The sequence below is a fragment of the Nostoc sp. UHCC 0302 genome, from assembly GCF_038096175.1.
GTDB lineage: Bacteria > Cyanobacteriota > Cyanobacteriia > Cyanobacteriales > Nostocaceae > UHCC-0302.
On record NZ_CP151099.1, the window covers coordinates 4,936,656 to 4,952,662 of the forward strand.

Annotated in this window: 16 protein-coding genes; 10 read left to right on the forward strand and 6 right to left on the reverse strand. The window is 41.2% G+C overall.

Going from position 1 to position 16,007, the window contains the following annotated elements; genetic code table 11:
- Positions 1 to 247 precede the first annotated feature (247 nt).
- Positions 248 to 1,339, forward strand: a complete 1,092-nt coding sequence (ald, locus tag WKK05_RS21330; protein ID WP_341525090.1) for an alanine dehydrogenase — start codon at positions 248 to 250, stop codon at positions 1,337 to 1,339.
- 558 nt (positions 1,340 to 1,897) lie between these two features.
- A complete protein-coding gene (gene cydB / locus WKK05_RS21335; RefSeq protein ID WP_341525091.1) occupies positions 1,898 to 2,911 on the forward strand; it encodes a cytochrome d ubiquinol oxidase subunit II in 1,014 nt (337 codons plus the stop codon).
- Positions 2,912 to 2,973: 62 nt separating this feature from the next.
- Here the strand turns inward: cydB and WKK05_RS21340 are convergent, their stop codons facing one another.
- Positions 2,974 to 3,132 (reverse strand): hypothetical protein, encoded by a 159-nt coding sequence (locus tag WKK05_RS21340; protein WP_341525092.1) that lies wholly within the window; start codon positions 3,130 to 3,132, stop codon positions 2,974 to 2,976.
- A gap of 254 nt (positions 3,133 to 3,386) precedes the next feature.
- Between WKK05_RS21340 and WKK05_RS21345 the strand changes: the two genes are divergently transcribed.
- The 4 genes from WKK05_RS21345 (at position 3,387) to WKK05_RS21360 (ending at position 6,243) form a co-directional block, all read left to right on the forward strand.
- Positions 3,387 to 3,455, forward strand: a complete 69-nt coding sequence (locus WKK05_RS21345; RefSeq protein WP_341531145.1) for a hypothetical protein — start codon at positions 3,387 to 3,389, stop codon at positions 3,453 to 3,455.
- Positions 3,456 to 3,651: 196 nt separating this feature from the next.
- The gene (locus WKK05_RS21350; protein WP_341525093.1) at positions 3,652 to 4,671 is read left to right on the forward strand and encodes an ABC transporter ATP-binding protein; all 1,020 of its coding nucleotides are present in this window, start codon (positions 3,652 to 3,654) and stop codon (positions 4,669 to 4,671) included.
- 234 nt (positions 4,672 to 4,905) lie between these two features.
- Complete coding sequence (locus WKK05_RS21355) at positions 4,906 to 5,793, forward strand: ABC transporter permease (RefSeq protein ID WP_341525094.1); 888 nt, start codon at positions 4,906 to 4,908, stop codon at positions 5,791 to 5,793.
- A gap of 45 nt (positions 5,794 to 5,838) precedes the next feature.
- On the forward strand, positions 5,839 to 6,243 hold the full coding sequence (locus WKK05_RS21360) for a hypothetical protein (RefSeq protein ID WP_341525095.1): 405 nt from the start codon (positions 5,839 to 5,841) through the stop codon (positions 6,241 to 6,243).
- 84 nt (positions 6,244 to 6,327) lie between these two features.
- Here WKK05_RS21360 and WKK05_RS21365 read toward each other — a convergent pair whose 3' ends face one another.
- Positions 6,328 to 6,765 (reverse strand): peroxiredoxin, encoded by a 438-nt coding sequence (locus tag WKK05_RS21365; protein ID WP_341525096.1) that lies wholly within the window; start codon positions 6,763 to 6,765, stop codon positions 6,328 to 6,330.
- Positions 6,766 to 6,959: 194 nt separating this feature from the next.
- On the opposite strand from WKK05_RS21365, the gene WKK05_RS21370 reads away from it, so the two are divergent.
- The 4 genes from WKK05_RS21370 (at position 6,960) to WKK05_RS21385 (ending at position 9,837) form a co-directional block, all read left to right on the forward strand.
- On the forward strand, positions 6,960 to 7,364 hold the full coding sequence (locus tag WKK05_RS21370) for an Npun_F0494 family protein (protein WP_341531146.1): 405 nt from the start codon (positions 6,960 to 6,962) through the stop codon (positions 7,362 to 7,364).
- Between the two features lie 342 nt (positions 7,365 to 7,706).
- Positions 7,707 to 9,182 (forward strand): cobyric acid synthase CobQ, encoded by a 1,476-nt coding sequence (gene cobQ, locus WKK05_RS21375; RefSeq protein WP_341531147.1) that lies wholly within the window; start codon positions 7,707 to 7,709, stop codon positions 9,180 to 9,182.
- 121 nt (positions 9,183 to 9,303) lie between these two features.
- Positions 9,304 to 9,543, forward strand: a complete 240-nt coding sequence (locus tag WKK05_RS21380) for a 2Fe-2S iron-sulfur cluster-binding protein (protein WP_341525097.1) — start codon at positions 9,304 to 9,306, stop codon at positions 9,541 to 9,543.
- A 96-nt stretch (positions 9,544 to 9,639) separates the two neighbouring features.
- A complete protein-coding gene (locus WKK05_RS21385; protein ID WP_341531148.1) occupies positions 9,640 to 9,837 on the forward strand; it encodes a type II toxin-antitoxin system HicB family antitoxin in 198 nt (65 codons plus the stop codon).
- Between the two features lie 25 nt (positions 9,838 to 9,862).
- On the opposite strand, the gene WKK05_RS21390 is transcribed toward WKK05_RS21385, so the two are convergent.
- From WKK05_RS21390 to WKK05_RS21405, 4 genes are all read right to left on the reverse strand, one after another.
- The gene (locus tag WKK05_RS21390) at positions 9,863 to 10,318 is read right to left on the reverse strand and encodes an SRPBCC family protein (RefSeq protein WP_341525098.1); all 456 of its coding nucleotides are present in this window, start codon (positions 10,316 to 10,318) and stop codon (positions 9,863 to 9,865) included.
- 57 nt (positions 10,319 to 10,375) lie between these two features.
- Positions 10,376 to 11,815: a 9,9'-di-cis-zeta-carotene desaturase gene (zds, locus tag WKK05_RS21395; RefSeq protein ID WP_341525099.1), complete on the reverse strand. Its 1,440-nt coding sequence runs from the start codon at positions 11,813 to 11,815 to the stop codon at positions 10,376 to 10,378.
- A gap of 275 nt (positions 11,816 to 12,090) precedes the next feature.
- Positions 12,091 to 12,267, reverse strand: a complete 177-nt coding sequence (locus tag WKK05_RS21400; RefSeq protein ID WP_341525100.1) for a ribbon-helix-helix protein, CopG family — start codon at positions 12,265 to 12,267, stop codon at positions 12,091 to 12,093.
- Positions 12,268 to 14,342: 2,075 nt separating this feature from the next.
- Entirely contained in the window at positions 14,343 to 15,986 is a 1,644-nt protein-coding gene (locus WKK05_RS21405; protein ID WP_341525101.1) for a hypothetical protein, read from the reverse strand.
- Positions 15,987 to 16,007: the final 21 nt, after the last annotated feature.

Genomic DNA, 16,007 nt, shown 5'->3' on the forward strand with positions numbered 1-16,007 from the left:
TCCTCATTTTTAAGTTGACAGACTAAACTCGGAGCTTCTTGGAAAGGAGCTATGCAAACGCTCTCTTAACAAATTGTTATTATTGTTTATATATTGTATGAATCCTGAGCAATAGTCAAGGGCTAGGTTTGGAGCTACTCAGATGGAATTGCAGAACTTAGGTTAGAGATTAGCTATCCCTAATACGGAAGTAGCTAGTTGAAAATTGGCAGGCTAGAGTTAAATAAAAAATTATTAGAGGCGGTACATGGAAATCGGCGTTCCCAAGGAAACTAAGGATCAAGAGTTTCGCGTAGGGTTGAGTCCTTCTAGTGTTCGGGTGTTACAGGAAAATGGTCATGCCATCTTCGTCCAGACGCAAGCAGGTACTGGCGCTGGATTCACCGATGACGACTACAGAAGTGCTGGAGCAGAGATTGTACCCACCCCAGAAGCGGTTTGGAATCGGGAACTAGTTGTAAAAGTCAAAGAACCGCTGGCATCTGAGTATAAATTTTTGCAAAAAGAGCAGATATTATTTACTTATTTGCATTTAGCAGCCGATCGCAAATTGACCGAACATTTAATTGATTGTGGCACTAGTGCGATCGCTTACGAAACTGTAGAGCTACCCGGAGCCAACAGACTACCACTGCTGACACCAATGAGTATTATTGCTGGTCGGCTAGCAGTACAATTTGGGGCTAGGTTCCTCGAACGCCAACAGGGTGGTAAAGGTGTGCTTTTAGGTGGTGTACCTGGAGTTAAACCAGGGAAAGTCTTAATTCTCGGTGGCGGCGTAGTCGGCACAGAAGCAGCTAAAATTGCTGTGGGTATGGGTGCGATCGTGCAAATTTTAGATGTGAATGTTGAGCGTTTGTCCTATTTAGAAACCCTATTTGGCTCCAGAGTCGAACTGCTCTATAGCAACTCTGCTCATATCGAAGCTGCCGTCAAAGAAGCCGATTTACTGATTGGTGCAGTATTAGTGTTAGGGCGTAGAGCGCCAATATTAGTATCCCGCGAATTGGTTAAACAAATGCATCCTGGTTCTGTAATAGTTGATGTAGCCGTTGACCAAGGCGGTTGCGTAGAAACTTTACATACTACATCACACACAAATCCGGTATACGTTGAAGAGGGTGTGGTGCATTATGGCGTTCCCAATATGCCAGGGGCAGTACCTTGGACAGCCACCCAAGCACTCAATAACAGTACATTGCCTTACGTCGTTCAATTGGCCAATTTGGGAATTAAAGCACTAGAAGTTAACCCAGCATTAGCCAAGGGTGTGAATGTGCAGAATCATCGCTTAGTGCATCCTGCCGTCCAAGAGGTGTTTCCTGACTTGGTGGCTTAGTTAGCAATTCATATCAATCGCAGGTTCAAGAGCCAAAAATAATTACATTACTTAAAAAGGTCTTGTTGTTGGTGTTTATGAGAGAGAATCTACATCAACCAAGACTTTTTTTTATGCCAATTTTGACAGCTTGGTTTTTGGTATCTATTACTAATTAACTTAAATTTTAAAAGATTTTTACCTATCTATAGGGAGATGTTTTTCTACAAAAATTAGGTCTATTAAAGAAAAATGTACATAAATCTGCCTTTTCATTAAAAATGTTCATCAAGCTTTGGACAAGAGCGATCGCAAGAAAACTATTCCTATAATTTAATTTACAATTTAAATTGTCCAAGTCCCTTTTAGGATAATTTAATTTCGCAAATAAGCAAAAATTGATGTCTAACACTACAACTAAATATAATATCTTCTATCCATGCTTAAATATAATGAGAAAAATCAAGTAATAGTTATCTTTCCTCTACAGAGAATTTTTCCCAGACGAGCGTCCTGTTAAGGCACAATAATAAATTACCCGAAGGGATTGACTTTTTTAATTACGAATTACGAATTATTATGGAGACGCTCAAGTATTTTCTTCCTCAAATATGGTTTGTAATCTTAGCTCTCTTCTTATTCCTTTATGTGATGCTAGATGGGTTTGACTTGGGAGTGGGGATATTATCTCTTACCTCCGACGATGACGAACGCCGAAGCATCTTAATGACAAGCTTGAGCAACATTTGGGATGCTAACGAAACCTGGCTAGTTCTCATGGCTGGGGCTTTATTTGGTGCATTTCCTTTGGCATACAGCACAATTTTGAATGCACTATATATCCCGATTATCGTGATGGTGTTTGGGTTTATCTTTCGAGCTGTGGCCTTTGAGTTTCGTGAACTATCAAAGCGCAAATTATTTTGGAATTTTGCCTTTGGTGCTGGGAGCTTTGCTGCTGCACTCGGTCAAGGATTCGCGTTGGGTGCGGTGCTAGAAGGGATTGAAGTTGACAAGCAGGGACATTTCATTGGTACAACTTGGGATTGGTTGAGCATTCCGTCTGTGCTGGTGGCTTTAACTTTAATTCAAGGTTATGTATTGATTGGCTCCACCTATCTGATTTGGAAAACCACAGGAGAATTACAGGAAACTCACTATAAAACCGCAAAAATTGCTGCGTGGACGACACTAATAGGCGCAATTTTTATTACAGTTACAACCCCAATTTTTTATGAAAGTACTAGGTTACGGGTGTTTCAAACCCCTCTAATTTTTATCTTTGCACTCATTCCCTTACTAGGAGTTGTGCTGGTTTCACAACTTCTAAGTAGTATAAATCGTAGACAAGAACGAGCGCCTTTTATCTGGACTATTCTGTTGTTTGTGCTGTCGTTTATTGGGCTGGGATTAATTGTTTTCCCTTATATCATTCCCACTGAAATCACGATTTATGACGCATCTGCTGACCCCAGCTCGCTGGTAATTATGCTTATCTTTATTGGTTTACTGATTCCGGTGATGCTGTTCTATAATCTCTATCAGTACATTGTTTTCCGAGGTAAGGTAACAGACGGTCACTATGGAGAATAGATAACAATTCTGTTGAGTGATCACATTTAATCAATTTTTGTATCATAGAAGCGATCGCCTTTTCAAGCTAACAATTCGTCTACTGCTACATTAAACATCCCTGTTTTTTCTACCAGTTGCTCGTCCACCCACTCCATTCCCTCTGGAGGATTTGCCATGAAGTCTTCTAAAGAATGGATTTCGGGGACGAATACAACATCATTGTGTTTAGAAACTAACATCGCTATTCTCTATTTTGCTTAATTACGCATAATAATTGATATTTTAGACTTCCTAGAAAATCAAACGACAAAATATATCTGCTTGCATACAGGTTCTGGCTAGTTTGCGGTTTGAAAAAGATTTGATTAGACAGATGTTTCAAGAGGAAATTATGCAAGAATCCGTGATTTACCAAGACATTCTGCAACAGAGATTGCAACAGTGAGAAGAACGATAAAAGAAACAGGAAGCTTTAGCATTGATTGTACGTCCTTTGACACGGCGGTTTGGTGCAATTGAACCGGAGGTAGAACAGCAGATTCGCACATTATCTATCACTTAGCTTGAGGAGTTAGCTGAGGCGCTGTTAGACTTCAACAGCCAAAGCAATTTAGTTAATTACTTAGTGAATATCTACTCAACTCAATCCAACCTATAAAATTAAGAAGCTGTATCCAAGCGATCGCTCCACCTAACCCGACTCAACTACAATAGAGATAGACTTTGTTGAGATTTGTATAGTTAGGGGTTAAGCTGTCATGGCTCCCGCCGTTTTAATTGAAAATCTGCAAAAACGCTACGGCACAGTGGTCGCCGTCAAGGACGTCTCCTTTGAGATAGAACCAGGAGAAATCTTTGGTTTACTCGGCCCCAATGGTGCTGGCAAAACCACAACTCTGCGTGCCTTGTGTACTCTCACCACACCGGATGCTGGGAAAATCGAGGTATCTGGCATCTCTGTGTTAGATAACCCCAAACTAGCAAGACAACGGCTAGGCTATGTGGCTCAGGAAGTTGCTATAGATAAGGTGCTGACTGGACGAGAACTACTGCAATTGCAAGCAGCACTCTATCATCTTCCAAGGGCAGCAGCAAAACAACGTATTGAGACAGTATTAGATTTACTTGGTTTGCAGGAATACGCCAATAAAAAAACCGGAACTTACTCTGGCGGTTTACGCAAGCGTCTCGACTTGGCTGCTGGTTTGCTCCACGCACCGGATGTGCTGGTATTGGATGAGCCAACCGTAGGTCTTGACATAGAAAGCCGTTTCGTGGTGTGGGATTTCTTACGCCAGTTGCGGGCATCTGGAACAACAGTACTGATTACCAGCCATTATTTAGAAGAAATTGACGCCTTGGCTAATCGCGTGGCAATTATTGATCGCGGCGTTGTGATTGCGGCTGGCACACCTTCACAGTTGAAAGATCAAGTCGGGGGCGATCGCATCACGTTGCGAATTCAAGAGTTTTCCCCAATTGAAGAAGCCGAAAAAGCCAAAAATCTCTTAAAAGCGTTGCCATTTGTGCAAGAAGCAATCATTAACAGCGCTCAAGGTAATTCTCTAAATTTGGTAGTAACACCTCAAAATGATGCTCTGATTACGATACAGCAAGCCTTAAAGGGCGCTGATTTACCAATTTTTGGCATTGCCCAATCTCGCCCCAGTCTAGATGATGTTTACCTCGCCGCCACAGGACGCACCTTATTAGATGCAGAACTGGCAGCAGTTGCCACTCGCGATCCCAAAGCTGAGAAAAAGCAGAATATGAGATAGGGACTGGGGAGTGGGGACTGGGGACTAGGAAAGAATTTTTGGCGTTGCTGATTAAGAGTATGAATTTAGTCTCACATAAAGGTGCAATGACAAGAGTTTTAAACACTCAATTTTGGAATTTCATACTTCAATTCAGCCCCCAATCCCCAATCCCCATTACCCCTTATCCCCAGAGGGGGCCCCACCTTCCCCAATCCCCAATCCCCAATACCCAATACCCAATCCCCAATCCCTATGAGTGTTACCCCAAAATCTGATATCAATTGGCAACAACTAGCATCGCCGCAAGTAGATGCTAAGACTACTCCAAATTTTTTCGGTGAATTGCTACAAGAAACGTTTGCTTTAACTCGTCGCTTATTTATTCAGTTGCAACGGCGTCCCTCAACCTTAGTTGCCGGGATCATTCAGCCAGTGATGTGGTTAGTGCTATTTGGGGCTTTATTCCAAAATGCACCGAAGGGCTTATTTGGCAGTACAACAAATTACAGTCAGTTTTTAGCTGCTGGTGTAATTGTATTTACAGCATTTGCCGGGGCGCTGAATGCTGGTTTACCTGTAATGTTTGACCGAGAATTCGGCTTTTTAAATCGGTTGCTGGTAGCACCGCTAGCATCACGATTTTCAATTGTTTTTGCTTCCGCAATTTTTATCATCAGCCAAAGTTTACTGCAAGCAGCGGTAATTGTGGCAGCAGCGGCGTTTTTAGGGGCAGGATTACCAGATGCAGCTGGTTTGGGTGCGATCGCTTTAATTGTCTTTCTTCTCGCTTTGGGCGTGACTGCTATCTCTCTTGGCTTAGCTTTTGCCCTACCTGGCCACATTGAACTAATTGCTGTAATTTTTGTCTCTACCCTGCCGCTGTTATTCGCTAGTACTGCCTTAGCACCTTTATCTTTTATGCCTGGGTGGTTACAAGTTGTGGCTACCCTCAATCCCCTTAGCTACGCTATTGAACCAATTCGCTATCTATATCTTCATAGTGATTGGGGATTGAGCAATGTAGTAATGCAGGCTCCTTGGGGTGATGTTACCTTTGGCGGAGCTTTGCTAGTATTGCTTGGCTTTGCTGTTGTAGCCTTGTTGAGCATTCAGCCCCAACTGCGGCGAACTCTTGCTTAAGATATAAGCATGATTATGTTAAAGCGTTTTTCGGTTTAAAATCCCATGAAAAAACCATTTTTACTCACCAGTACCTTTGTGGCAACTGTAGCAGGAGTTAGCATCGCTTCCTTACTTGCAGCCCAACCTAGCTTAGCTCAAATCACTCAGGAGTCTTTTCCTAACGTTAATTCTGATCAAAATACTGATCCGTTTTCCTCCAACTCAAATAATTTCAACCCACTTGACCTGATTCATCGGGCAAATCTTGGAACTGCCAACTGGAATACTACAGAAAAGACAGACGAACTAAATTCAGAAGCAGCAGCCTTTAGAGCAAGACAACAAAAATTAATTCCAGTAGGTCAACAACCGCAAATTCGAGGTCAGCAGCAAGTAAACCCAAATTTACCTGTAATTACAGCACCTGTGGCAAGACCGCAATCAAATACACTTCCATCAAGCAACTGAATCAAAACAAAAACCCCAACCTGAAAAAGGGTTGGGGATGAGTTTAGGTTGATTTAAGCTGATTCTTAATTACCAAGTAAAAAACTACAACCCAAGTGCAGCTAAAACATCACTAGCGTGAGTAGCTGTGTTGACACTAGCGTCAACATGGGTAATTTTGCCATTGGGATCAATTACGTAAGTGACCCGCTTAGCATAGCCGCCGCCATCGACATCGAAAGCTTTAATCAGACTTTTGTCGGTGTCAGCTAGTAGGGGAAAATTCAGATTATATTTTGCCGTAAAAGCCTGATGGGCAGTTTCATCGTCTGCGCTTACTCCCAGCACTACAACATTTTTACCTTGATATTCAGTTTGCGCGTCCCGAAAACTACAGGCTTGTTTAGTGCAACCTGGTGTGTCATCTTTGGGGTAAAAATACAAAACGACCGTCTTACCCGCAAAGTCAGATAAAGAGACGGTGTTGCCGTTAGTATCTTTAGCGGTAAATGCAGGTGCATCCGTACCAACTGCTAGAGGCATAATGAACCTTTCCTGTTTCAGATTATTGATGCACTTGAAATTTTACAATAATTTACAATGATTAAATATAATTGCTAAAAAAACAGCGTGAATATTCTCAATTTAACCAAGATGGGTTAAATGAGGTAGCTGGTACAAGCACAGACATATTTCTAAATCAATCTCGATTAGCAGAAAATTTCTACCTAAATACAATGCCTGCCGTTGATTCCCAAAACTCGAAAACTTTTAGCTATCCTCGTAGCACAGTAGAAAGAGCTGAGCGATCGCTGATGTGTTCGCCTTTTAATTTATGCTTATTTGAACTGATGCGACACCAGAGTGTTTCAGTGGGTGCGATCGCCCAAGAAAATGGTCTCAAACAAGGTTACACTAAACGTGCATTATCAGAATTGGCATCTGACAACGCCTTGGGCTGGCTGATTCAAGTAGGTGTACTACGGCGAGAAGTCGATGGACAGGGAATTACGGATGGTTTTCGCCTGACTCCTCTAGGCCATCAGCTGGTAGAACAGTACCAGGGAAAAAATTGGCGTCCTCCTTCGTGGAGCGATCGCCTATACAATGCTGTAATTCGTTGGTTTAGACTACCCTTTTAAAAGAGAAAATTCCAAAGTTAGCATTAGGGAATCAAAGGGAACAATATATACGGAAACATCAAACTCATTCATAAAGTCTTTACCATAATCATCTAACTGAGTTTGTGAGATGTTGGTGGAGAGATGAGGATGATGAAGATGAGGGGCAACAAATGGTAATATTTGCTCGCTCCCTGAAGTTCTGCTCTAAGGAAGCCTTAGCTCAGATTTCTGTTATCATTTTCCCTTGCTTCCTCACATTCCTTTGCTCACTCCGCTTCCCGCATTTATAACTGTTGAGCAGATTGCCATATTGTTTACCCCTGATATCTCACCCTGGATTTTGAAAAACCGATAATGAATATGAAATCAATTATGGTAGTGGGGACAACATCCCATGCAGGGAAATCACTGTTAACTACAGCTATTTGTCGTATTTTGTCGCGGCGTGGCTGGCGAGTGGCTCCCTTTAAAGGTCAAAATATGGCTTTAAATGCTTATGTAACCGCCAGTGGGGGAGAAATTGGCTACGCCCAAGCAGTACAAGCTTGGGCGGCGGGAGTGATTCCTTGGGTAGAAATGAACCCAATTTTACTTAAACCTCAAGGGGATATGACATCCCAAGTAATTATTAAGGGCAGACCTGTAGGCAAAGTCAACGCTGCGGATTACTATGAGCAATATTTTGAACTAGGTTGGCGCACAATTGAGGAATCGCTACAACATTTAGCAACAGAATTTGATATGCTGGTTTGCGAAGGTGCAGGTAGCCCGGCGGAGATTAACCTCAAGCACCGCGACTTGACGAATATGCGAGTGGCAAAATACTTGAATGCGCCAACTCTATTAGTAGTTGATATTGACAGGGGTGGGGCTTTTGCCCATGTTATAGGAACCTTAGAATTACTAGAACCAGATGAACGCGCTCTAATTAAGGGTGTAGTAATTAATAAATTTCGCGGACAGCGATCGCTCTTAGACCCAGGGATAAAATGGTTAGAAGAACGTACAGGTATCCCTGTTGTTGGTGTAATACCCTACCTTCAAGAAGTATTTCCGGCTGAAGACTCCCTTGATTTGCTAGAACGTCAATCGCGGAAAACCCAAGCCGACCTCAACATTGCCGTCATCCGCTTACCGAGAATTGCCAACTTTACCGACTTTGACCCTCTCGAATCAGAACCTACGGTTTCAGTGAGATATCTTAGTCCAAAGCAAGATTTAGGACATCCTGATGCGGTAATTCTCCCAGGGACAAAAACTACAATTGCTGATTTACTACTACTGCAAAGAAGCGGTATGGCAGAAGCAATCCAAAATTATGCAGCCTCTGGTGGGACGGTTTTAGGCATCTGTGGCGGCTACCAAATGCTGGGCCAAATGATTGCTGATCCAGAGGGGATAGAGGGACAAGCCGGAAGATTTCAAGCGTTAAATCTATTACCAATCAGAACTGTAATTACTGGACAGAAAATAGCCCGCCAGCGCCAAGTTACCTCTAATTATCCGCAGCAGGGCTTGCCAGTAAATGGGTTTGAAATCCACCAAGGGCGATCGCGCATCGAACAACAAGGAGATACCCAAGCCTACCAACCCCTATTTGACGATGTTAATTTAGGATTAGTGGATAGCTGTCAATCAGTTTGGGGTAGTTATCTCCACGGACTGTTTGACAATGGCCCTTGGCGACGTGCTTGGTTAAATCGCCTCCGTCAACAGCGGGGTTTGAAATCTTTGCCTACTGGTGTTGCTAACTATCGGGAACATCGAGAGCAGATTTTGGACTCTCTAGCTACTGAAATTGAAAGTCATTTAGACTTAACTCCATTTTTGTCTTAGCCAAGCTCTCATACCCAATTCATAAAGGTGTATTGTTTGCCGAACACGGTAAAGTAGTGAAAACCACTTGGAGTAAGTCTTAATTACGAACTTGTACTGAGCGTAGCCGAAGTATTATCTGATGATTGTTCGCGTCCGTTTTCTACCAGATGATGTCACAATAGATGCCGAAGTGGGAGAAGCCCTGTTAGATGTAGCAGATCGGGCTGGGGTGTTCATTCCCACTGGCTGTCTCATGGGTTCGTGTCACGCTTGCACCGTGGAATTGGATGATGGAGATATTATCCGCGCTTGTATTACCGCAGTACCAGCAGGGCGTGATGAATTAATCATTAATCTGTTTAGCGATCCGACTTGGTAATTTTTGAATCCTCCAAGCTTAACCAAGAAAAGGAAGTTAAACAGGCAATTAAGTCAACAATGAGTAAGAAAGAAGACGAGTAATCTTAAATACCAAATTATTACTCAGTGGTCTGAGGAAGATAATTGTTTCTTGGTAGGATTCCCTGATTTTCTAGGACAGCGCCGGCGGACTCATGGAGATACTTACGAAGCAGTAGTAGCAAATGGAATTGAAGCCTTAGAATCTCTAATTATTGCTTACGAGGCTACAGGTGAGCTACTTCCAGAATCAACAGTTTGTAACGCGGCATAAATTCAAGTTGCAATTAATTGCAACTTTATGACTGTGGTTGATTAGCTTTAATATTTAGAGCATATTGCCTAAATCTCTCCAAATCAGCTTGGATCGTCGATTCCACAGCTCGCCCCAAAAATAAGTTATCCATAATTTTGCCAATAATGCCGGGAATAGCATAGGAAACGGTCATTTTGACGATACTACTATCCTGGCGATCATAAAAGCGAATTGCTCCCTGATTGGGCAAGCCATCAACAGATTCCCATTGAATAATTTGATTGGGGATAACTTTGAGAATGCGCGATTTCCAGCTAAACTCCAGACCGCCAGTATTCAGTTTCCAAATAGAAATTTCTGGATTATCTGGCGGAATCTTTACCGAATCAATCCACTTCATCCAGCGGGGCATTTGCTCTAAGTCAGACCAGAGGCTCCATACTAAGTCTATGGGAGCTTCTACTTCTACCTGTACACTATGCTCTAACCAGTCTGCCATTCGATTTTAGATTTGAGATTTTAAATAGTTATAGATAAGCGATCGCAGCACTAATGGCTATTGTTTAATATTTTCCAGGATGACTTTTGCCGCACGCCGTCCAGAAATTGTGGCTCCTTCCATGCTGTCGATATAGTCTTGTTGGGTGTAACTTCCTGCCAAGAAGAAGTTATTCACTGGTGTCTTTTGGTCAGGACGGTAAACATCCATCCCTGGCCCTTCCCGGTAGAGAGACTGAGCAAGTTTTACTACACTGTACCACGTCATATTTAACTCTCGCGAGGAGGGGAACAGTTCATGCACTTGCTTGAGGACATGATGAGCGATCGCTTCATTACTCTGTTTAATAAACGGATCTCCTGGTGTCAGTACTAACTGCAACAATGAACCCTGTCCTTGACGATAATAATCGCTAGGGCTTGTCAAAGCCAGATCCGCAAAACAAGAAAAGTCAGCATCGGCGGTATACAGTAAATTATCTATCCCCGCTGCCTGATTTAGCTGTTTACGTTGCTCGCCATCATACAGTTCTGTTACCCAACCATCAAACCTTAACTGCACTGTGGCTACTGGTACTGCATCTAGTTTATAAATATTGTCAAATTCCGACCATTTACGCCACTCTTGAGGTAACACACGCTGAATTCCTGGCAGATCACAAGCACAGACATAGGCATCAGCAGTAATGGTCTCTAATGCATCACCTTGGGCAACTACTATGCCAGTGACGCGAGTTTGTTCTCCTTCTTCAGTAAACTGAATTTCTCGAACTTGTCGGCGTGTATAAACTTTAGTGCCTCTAGCTTCTAGATATTCTAGGATGGGCTTGTGCAAGTACTCATAAGGCGAACCTTCCAACATTCGCAATACCGAAGCTTCAGTTCTAACTGCGAAGAACTGAAATATTGTCAACATACAACGGGCTGAAATATTTTCGCAATCAATAAATCCCAGAGCGTAAGCGATAGGATTCCACATTCTTTTGATGCTTCCCTCACTCCCGCCATGACTACGAAACCAGTCAGCAAAGCTAATTTTGTCTAAGTTGCGGATGGTTTTCATCGCCCCGTCAAAGTCCACTAAACCGCGAACTATTGGACTAGTACCCAGGGCGATCGCATTTTGCAATTTATCTAACAACGAAAGTTGAGAAGTCGTGAAAAATGCTTTTAATCCATTAAAAGGCGCACCGGTGAAGAAGCGAAAATCTAAAGCACCAGTGTGTCCCCCTTTGTTGATAAAAGTGTGGCTATGTTCCTTGAGGCGTAAATTAGACAACGCTCCCACTTTTTTCATCAAGTCAAACAATTGGTAGTAGCAGCCAAAAAATACGTGCAACCCCATTTCAACATGGTTGCCATCGCCATCTACCCAACTGCCAGCTTTACCACCAACAAACGGTCGAGACTCAAAAATCTGTACTTCGCAGCCAGCATCAGCTAAATCTACTGCGGTTGCTAGCCCAGCAAGTCCCGCACCTACAATTGCAACACGCATTCCCTCGTTCCTTTTCAGTTTCTTTACAGATTGTAACTGGGTTGGTGTCGGAATTTGCTACTTATATCAACTTAACCAGCATATTAATACATCGCAATGTCAATAATAAAGCCTCTTTAAAGACTTCTTTTGCTCTTAGCGACTGAGCAGACGCGAGAAACATCGCGTCTGTATCGGTGAGATAATCTCTTGTTTATGAAGTTGCCATCAAAACAGGTATAATGGCTATTTTTTAGTAGGAAAGCAGTGATTTGGTATGCTGTAAAAACAATTCCCTACTTGTTTGTATCTCTATTGTCATCTGAGACAGGCAAGGTTCTAATCAGTTCACGAATAACATCAGTTGCCGGTCTCCCTGTTTGTTGACAATACTTTTCCAGCTTTTCTGCTTCTTGTGCTGCTAGATTAACTGTTATGCGTTTGACGGCCCATTTTTTATTTGTCATTATCATGCTATTTGCTATGTGGTAACATTATCCGAAGAGTCTAACTTAAAGAGGAAAACGATAACATTATCAGAGTTTGTCTCCAGAAACAAGTAATGGTATTGGTATTAAAATTGTACGGTTTGGCAAAGGATTCATCATCTCCTAATAAAATTTAAAAACTACAATTTATTTGTTACTTTTTTGACAGGATTAAAGAATAAGTACTTGCTCTTGAAAATAATAACGCTAGTAACAAAATGAGTAAAGCCTGAGAACTAAATTCCATAAGTTAATTTAAAATATCTACTTTTAACTCAATGTAGATTTCCACAATTATTATTTAAAAGCATTTCTTCTCTTTTGCTCAAGGTTGCCAAATATTGCTGGAGAGAACATCTATCAAAACTCCTGTAAATAAAACTTGAGAATCAGTATCATGCTTAACTGGTGACTCTCAAGTAGCTTGTAGTAGCTGCTCACCAATAAATTGAAAGTAAACAAATAAGCGATCGCTCTGGAGTAAAACCAGTTGCTATGGATATTTGTTTAGAGCAATGAACTTGAGATCAGGACTGGTGTATAGTTTTTTCATTAACCCTCTATCTTCACAAATTATGTTTGATTTTTCAGCTTTTCTTCTAATTGTTCATAAAGATACTAAATAATTTTAAAACTATTTTTTTTCACTCAAAGCCAACGCTGTTTTAAAACTCTGCAACTTGTTTGTTTTCCAAATCTTATAGGTAAGTTATTCAAAGAAAAACTTATTATCATATTCAACAATATGGAAGTTGTAGAAATAAGTTTTACTCTATTATTGTATTCAATGCTTAAGAGAATCCTGGTTTATCAGGACTAAATTATGCTTTAATTGACTCCCAAAAAACTCTTAATCTCCAGTTATTGTCTATTGGTAAACTTACTTATAAAAAGTATTGTGTACTTCCGTATTTTCGGTGTGTGTTCATTATAGCTATTATTTAAGTGCTTTAAATAATCTTTATTAAAATGCCAAAAAATACTGATTTACATGATTTACAAAAAAATTACAAAGAACGATATTTTTACCTAACTTTTGCTTAACTATATTGATATATAACAGGATACTGACAACAAAAATTTATTAAATAAAAGATTTAGATATTTAATTGTCCCTGATAGAGTTGAATGAATAGAAATTTTGTGTAATTAGTAAAATTTTATACTTATATATTTACGAAAAAGTTACTAGAAAAACATCAGAATACAGATACTTCATGAAATTTGGATAAAGTTCACTTCTATTGAGCGATAAGTTATTGAGGTTGCATGATTGTGAGCTGCAAAGCGTCATACAGGGGAGAAATCTGTGACAAAACAGTAATTAAATATTACGCCAATTTTATTTCCCTGCCGAATCCAAAGTAAGGCAGGCACTTATAGTGGTATGTGATGTCGGTTAGAGACTGATAACAGAATTAAGCAGGTAGGAACCAGAAGCTAAAACAGTCTTTATACGTGGTTTTGAGACCTATGTTCTGCACTAGGCTAGATTACAAACTGGTGTATTATTAGGGTCGACGCAAAGAAATTTCAATAATCAGTGATTAGCCTGATTTGATATCACTCTTATTCAGGACTGGTAGTGCTGTTCATCCACGTGCTTAGCTGTAGAGATTGCTTTATTGGAGTTAATCACCAATGGCAATCTCAGAGTCCCCTGTAGAGATCAGGGTTGGGGAACGCGAGGGACTGTTTTGTTTGTCCATAAATAGTAGCCTGTTAAAGAAAAATAGAGAAGTATATGCTGTCTTCGAAGACAGCGCCAACTACGAACTTATCAAATCAAAGTTGACAGAATCCTATAACTGATACATCTGTTGTAGTTAATATGCAATTATATTATAAATAGCTATATAGTTACATAGTTAATTACGAAATAGAACGAAGCTGAGTTTTTCAGTACAATTTAGTATAAATTTTTTCGTAAATAGCATAAATTATTGACTATAGCGGCTAAAAATTAGCTCAAAATATTTGTTTAGGTGCTTTTTCATAAGTACAGATAAATATAGAATTTAAACAAATTTTATATTTATCTGTGGTAATTACTTAGACAATTATTCAAATTGAAGTTGGGGCATAAGTTGAAGAGTACCTATGCCTAAATCTTTAGGTGAAAGCGATCGCGCTTCAAATAAAGCCATCATATCTCGTAGTTGGGGATTACCACGAGCAGCTCCTGTAAGACCCTTCGCAATAATTAAGCCACAGTAGCCCTTAGTATTTTTACAACGCTGATTCCATTTTTTTCGAGCTTCTACATGAGTTGGATCGTCATCTAAAAATTCACCAAATAGAAACAACTCATCATTTTGAGTTTGCAATAAACCCAGATCGTAACGATTATCATCGAAAGGATCTGCACCTGGATTAAAGCAAATTGCTTTTAGTCCACCTGCTGCTTCAATGTTTTCAATTACAGTTTTAGCTTTGGGGCGGGAAGTTTGAATCAAAATCACAGGTAATCCGTCACCCACTTGTTTAATTTCACCGGCTTTATGGTAATTTGCTCCCTTATGCAGGTACTCCAACATTTCCCATGAAACCACGCCTAAGCTGAGGAAGGAGTCTTCTGGGATCAAGTCATCTCGCAACGAGTGGAACCTTGGGGAGTTAGTTTCTCCAATCTCCTGCTCCTCGACACCAAAGCCTGCCATTTCCTCTAATTCCGCTGCCATCTGTGGCATGGTAGAGACAGTGACAGATAAGGATTTAGTTGATTCTTCTGGTTGCGGGAGGGAAATCCGATAGCGACGACTCAAGGTAGGGAAACCATTCCCATGAAGTTGGCGACGGTGATCGCGAATAAAGCGGATCAAGCTTTCGAGGGCAACTAAAACTACAAGTGCTTCTTCGTCATACAAAACAGACCGTAGTCCTTCTAAAGGATGGATATTGCCGAAGGTAGGGTCAATTTCTGCTAGGGGTAAATCGGCTAAATCACTAGTTTCCTCTTCGTCTTCGTCGGTATCCTCGGCACGCTCAAAGGTGAGAAATAAGCAATCTTGCTTGAGGAAAGCTTCTTCTAAACGTCCTTGTGATTCCTCATCCCTTAAAACTGCGGCACGAAAACGCTTGAGCGAATCTTCAGAACGATATAATAAGATGCCATACTCCATCCCTAGCATTCCCATAACTGAGGCGTAGAGTGTACCAACATCCCATCTGTTGATCTCTACTGACAAAATTTGCTGTTCTTCCAAAAATTCCCAAGGAGCTGCTTGCCAAATTGCAAATGCCTTTTCTCTAAGAATTTGGGCATACTGTGGAGGTAAATCAGGAATTTGACTATCGAGAATGTCGGCAAATCCTCGAAACAGTTCATTGATTAAAGGTAATTCTGGTGCATAGTCAATGACGATATCTAAATCTTGCAGTACCCCACGCAGATAAAATTGGATCTCGCGATCGCGCACAACAATCCTTTGGGGTCTAGCGGGTTTGGCTGGACTGTGGGGATGTTCCATTGCTCGCATTAAGGTGCGAACAACTGCTTCCGGCCCGGTGTCTGGAGCAACTACATCCATTCCTCGGACAATACCTTGCGAACCGTCCACCCAGATAATGCATTCGCCGGTTGCCTCCGATTCTCTTAGGGAGGTTTGAGAAGATGACAATGGACGGCGATCGCCCTCCCATACAGAAGGAATTTGAGTTAATTTCTTCAACCGACGACTGGTAGAGCGATTAAAACTTGTCATAGAGTAAGTTAATCAAAGGAA